Raw genomic sequence first — 582 nt, forward strand, 5'->3', positions numbered from 1 at the left:
ATGTTTGGCGAATAAAACGAATGGCGTTACTGATTTCACGCAGCGCTTCTACACTGTCGCGCTCTGAGTAAATTTGTTCGTGGTAATGCCAATGCGATAAAGCATGTTCAAGTGAATTGATTAAGCAGTATTCAACGGTGTCTGTTTTGTTACTGTCCACTAAAGAAAGCGGCTTCACTTCGTCGCCAGTGTAACCAGTCGCTAAACGGTAGCCTTTTGCGGCTTTGCTCAAGTTACCCAGACGCATCCCACCTTGTTCGCAGAAACTGCGCGCCAAAGTAAATAGTGCATCGGTCTGGCCAGATTTGAGTTCAAGTTCGACTTCACAAATCGGTTCTTGTCTCTCTTCTCCGTCTTCCCCTTGCGCAACAACCATGCCTTGGTCAAACGCGACCTCTACTTGGCTGCCATCTGGCATACCAATCAGCCACTGCTCACGCGTGAAGTTGGTCGAAAAAAGCGGAACTAACTCGGATTGTAGAGTCGCGACATCTTTGCCTGACGGCCAGATATCGGAAGGATGAAGCGAAAGATCCGGTTCATTATTTGTGTGCTCAGCATTGTATTCTGGTCTTTGATGTA

At 47.4% G+C, this 582-nt stretch carries 1 protein-coding gene; it reads right to left on the reverse strand.

Annotation, left to right across the window (positions count from 1 at the left end; genetic code table 11):
• Positions 1–582 (reverse strand): inorganic triphosphatase (locus tag R7190_RS29220; protein WP_318138117.1); only part of this gene is annotated, 582 nt, incomplete at both ends.

The sequence above is a fragment of the Vibrio sp. 1078-1 genome (assembly GCF_033340475.1).